Genomic DNA, 3,351 nt, shown 5'->3' on the forward strand with positions numbered 1-3,351 from the left:
CACTCCGCGCACCGCTCGAAGACGGTCCGCACCTGGGTCGCCGCCCATCCCGATGCCGTCGAACTGCACTTCCTGCCCCCGTACTCGCCGGAGCTCAACCCCGACGAGCTGGTCAACGCCGACCTCAAGCACAGCTTGCCCAAAGGCCACCGGGCCCGGAACCAGGCCGAACTCGCCGCCGAGACCCGCCGGTTCTTCCGCAGACACCAACGCCAGCCCCACATCGTCCGCGGCTACTCCCACGCCCCCACGTCCGCTACACCCTCAACGAGAACCCATTCAGTTTCCGATCAATACTGGAGTACCGCCACGGTGTGCACCCGCCGAGGGAACTCCACCGACGCCCTACCGGCATCTGCTGCAGGCGCTGGACGCGGTCGGCAGCAAGGAGGACCTGGCCCTCTGGCTGCGGCTGCAGCTGGCCGCAGCCTCGCTGTGCCTACAGGCCTCGCCGCCCGGACTCGACGAGGCCGAGGAGTTCCTGAGCGCCGCCGACCCCGTCCAGGAGCTTATCGGAACCCCTCGCCACCGCCTGGAGTTCCACTTCCTGCAGGCCCAGCTCGCCTACCGCCAAAGAGACTTCGACAGAGCCGCGGAACTGGCGGAGCGATGTACGGAGGGGGTCCAGCTGATGACGTACCGGGATCGGGTGCGCCTGCAGGTACTGCGCGAGTCACTGCAGGCACGGTCCGGCGACACCACGGCCACCGCCCGCCTGAAGGAGCTGGCGTCCCAGGAGCAGACGGCCAGGATCCCGGGCCTCGTCGGCGAAATCTGGCAGGCCGTCGCCGAGAGTCTCATGGCTGACTGAACAGGCCCGACACCTCAGACCCGAGAGCCACCGGGGCGCCTGTCCCATCGGTCCGGTGGGACTCCCCCGCCCAGTCCTCGGGCACGAGCGGCACGGGCATCAGCGCGCGAAACGCCAACTGGACCATGACCTGGAACCAGTGACTCGGCCGCACTGAGGCGGTCACGTCCGCTGGAGTGGTGTATTGACGGCTACTCGGTGATCCAGTTCTTCCCGTCGGACTGCGGGACAGGTCCAGGAACACAACACACTATGTAGTGCGAACGGGGTGACAGGCCATGAGCGCGGCTGCCGGAGTCCGGAAGCCGAAATCTGAAACAGGTCGACTCCTGTGCGCGGCGTAACACCGCGCACAGGACTCCGGCTCCCCGGTGACCGGGCGTGGATCCAGATGCGTATCAGCCAAAAGCGCCCGCGCTCCAGAGAGCAGCGCCGCCTGCGGACCTGATCAGTACCCGGCCGGTCTCCTGAACGAGCAGAAGTGCCCCCGGATTTCCTGCGGTTCCAGAGCTCCAGACCGCCCTGCCGTCAGCGGCAACCACCACGAGGTTGCCGTCGTCCTGGAACACGGCACGGTCGCCCATGGTCGCCGTTTTGGCCGTCCAACGGACGACTCCGGTGCTGTCCCGGATGACGAAATTGCCGTCAGGTTCCATAGACAGCGTGGCGCCTCCGGCGTAAACCGGCTGCCCGGCCCAGATCACATGGGTCCCGGTGATCACGACGTCTGCCCGTTCCGGGATCGAAACCTCGTTGTCGCTGGAGGAAGCCGGCGACTTCGCCGGCAAGGAGGGGGGCTCAGTCCTCTCAGGCCCCTTCTGTTCCTGCCTGGTGGCGGGGGCATGCTCCAGCTGCTTCAGATCGGCGTGGCGAGCGGTCGGACCGGCTGTCTTCCGCCCGTCCTTTCCCCCTGCAGCCTTCTCCTCGAAGGCCACCGGATCCGTGACTTCCAGGGCACTCGCGGACTTGTGCAGCAGGTCCGCTTCCTCGTCCGGCACGGAAGCGGCCGGAGTGATGCGCCCCCCATCCTCGTCACGGCCCGTTGCTCCGCGCTGTGACACGAACGACACTGTCGCCAGGACCGCCCCCACAACAGCTGCCGCGACGAGAGTCGGCTTACGGACCCTGCGCGAGCTCTGGCGGTGCCTCCCCGCGGGCCGTCTTCCTGATCCGGCGGCGGGGCGCCAGTCGTCACCGGAGTCGACCGGAGCTCCGTCATCGGTCCCTGGCCAGGAACCCATTGCCAGGGTGCCCGGCGGTCCACCCGCCTCTGTTGGGCGGGTTACCGGCTCCACGGGCGCGTGGCCTTCCCGTCCTGTGCCAGTTGCGGCCCGCACGGCTGGGCTCACGCATACGGCTGACCCGCCGGTCGCGAGTGGGGGCTCAGCCACGTCGGCGGAATCCTGCACGAGATCGTTCCGCGCAAGACCCATCTGCACAAGACACCCCTGCTCGTTTTCGACGGCTCCGGGCAGTGCCACGGCCCGTCTGATGTGCGCCGTCTCCACAGCCGTCCGGAGCGAGGTCTGTTGGTTCATCATGTTCCTTCTGTGCACGTTGTGATCACGAGATTCCGACCCGCCCGGGTGGCCTGACAGAAGGGCTTCAACGACCGGGCTGTGTTGTCGGGGACGGCCGGGGCCGGCGCGGAACGTCAGGGCCGCTCCATCCGGACGTTGTTCTGATGCGGATCACAAGGTGTGGGGAACGCCGGTGCCCGTGCCGTATGGAGGCGCCCGGGTACCTCACCGCACCTACGAGGCGGGCAGCCAACGTTCCACAGCTTGGGACTGGTGGTCGTCCTCTCGTCGGAGTCCGACCAGCCCTTGGCCGCGGTGAAGTGTGCTGTACCCAGATAGAACTTCACACTGGGGTTGTTGTTGCAGGAGCCCCACGCCTTCCCGTAGGTGGCTGCCACTCGCGATGGAGATCTGCTTCGGCGTGCCCGCTACGGAAGCCCTTGGCATTGGAGCCGAACAATGCCCCCGGAGCGGCCGCGCAGGAAAACATTCCTGGCACGGTGTCCCGTGCAGCGGTCCACAAAGTAACGGCCGTAGTGGCACGGTCGAAACCCCGCTGCACACCGGCCGTTCCCCGGAAGCGCCTCCGACAAAAAACATCCAACGAGGAAACAGCTTGACTTTAACAGCGTTCCTCAGACGAGTAAACCCACTGTCTTCTCAACAGATCCTGGGGAGGCCTCATTTGCCTCGTCGTGGTCCCCATACAGTGTGTCAGGCGCCGCCGTAGATGTTCCAGTGGTGCTTGAGGGCGGCGGCGACCTCGGCCGGCCTCTGCAGCACGGTCCAGTGGTTCCACTCGAGGTGGAGGACCCGAGTCACCCGCACTGCCGCACCGAACTGCTCGCCGAACTCGATCTGGCAGACCGGGTCGAGCGCGCCCCAGAACACGAGGCTCGGCGCTGTCACCTTCGCGAGTTCTCCCGCCGGGGCGGACTGCATCGATGACATGGACCGGCTGCGGCACGGGGCGATGGACCGCCTGTTCACCGGCGTGCGCGCGCCCTCCACCCTCGGGTC

At 67.1% G+C, this 3,351-nt stretch carries 3 protein-coding genes and 1 pseudogene; 2 read left to right on the top strand and 2 right to left on the bottom strand.

The window, feature by feature from the left end:
* Together ACGFU7_RS47725 and ACGFU7_RS47730 are read left to right on the top strand one after the other, a co-directional pair.
* Positions 1–287, top strand: a pseudogene (locus ACGFU7_RS47725) (transposase); the annotation flags it as partial.
* A 344-nt stretch (positions 288–631) separates the two neighbouring features.
* Positions 632–811: a hypothetical protein gene (locus ACGFU7_RS47730; protein WP_393705054.1), complete on the top strand. Its 180-nt coding sequence runs from the start codon at positions 632–634 to the stop codon at positions 809–811.
* Between the two features lie 398 nt (positions 812–1,209).
* Here the strand turns inward: ACGFU7_RS47730 and ACGFU7_RS47735 are convergent, their stop codons facing one another.
* Positions 1,210–1,809, bottom strand: coding sequence for a hypothetical protein (locus tag ACGFU7_RS47735; protein WP_393705056.1), 600 nt, complete (start codon positions 1,807–1,809; stop codon positions 1,210–1,212).
* A 1,236-nt stretch (positions 1,810–3,045) separates the two neighbouring features.
* Positions 3,046–3,351, bottom strand: a 306-nt coding sequence (locus ACGFU7_RS47740) for an alpha/beta fold hydrolase (protein ID WP_393705057.1), incomplete at its 5' end; no start/stop codon positions are given.

Origin of the sequence: Streptomyces sp. NPDC048473, assembly GCF_043200155.1 — a bacterium.
In the GTDB taxonomy this organism is placed as follows: domain Bacteria; phylum Actinomycetota; class Actinomycetes; order Streptomycetales; family Streptomycetaceae; genus Streptomyces.

Excerpts from the sequence above, each read along its gene's own strand:
- ACGFU7_RS47730 (WP_393705054.1), top strand. The coding sequence starts at position 632 with ATGACGTACCGGGATCGGGTGCGCCTGCAGGTACTGCGCGAGTCACTG.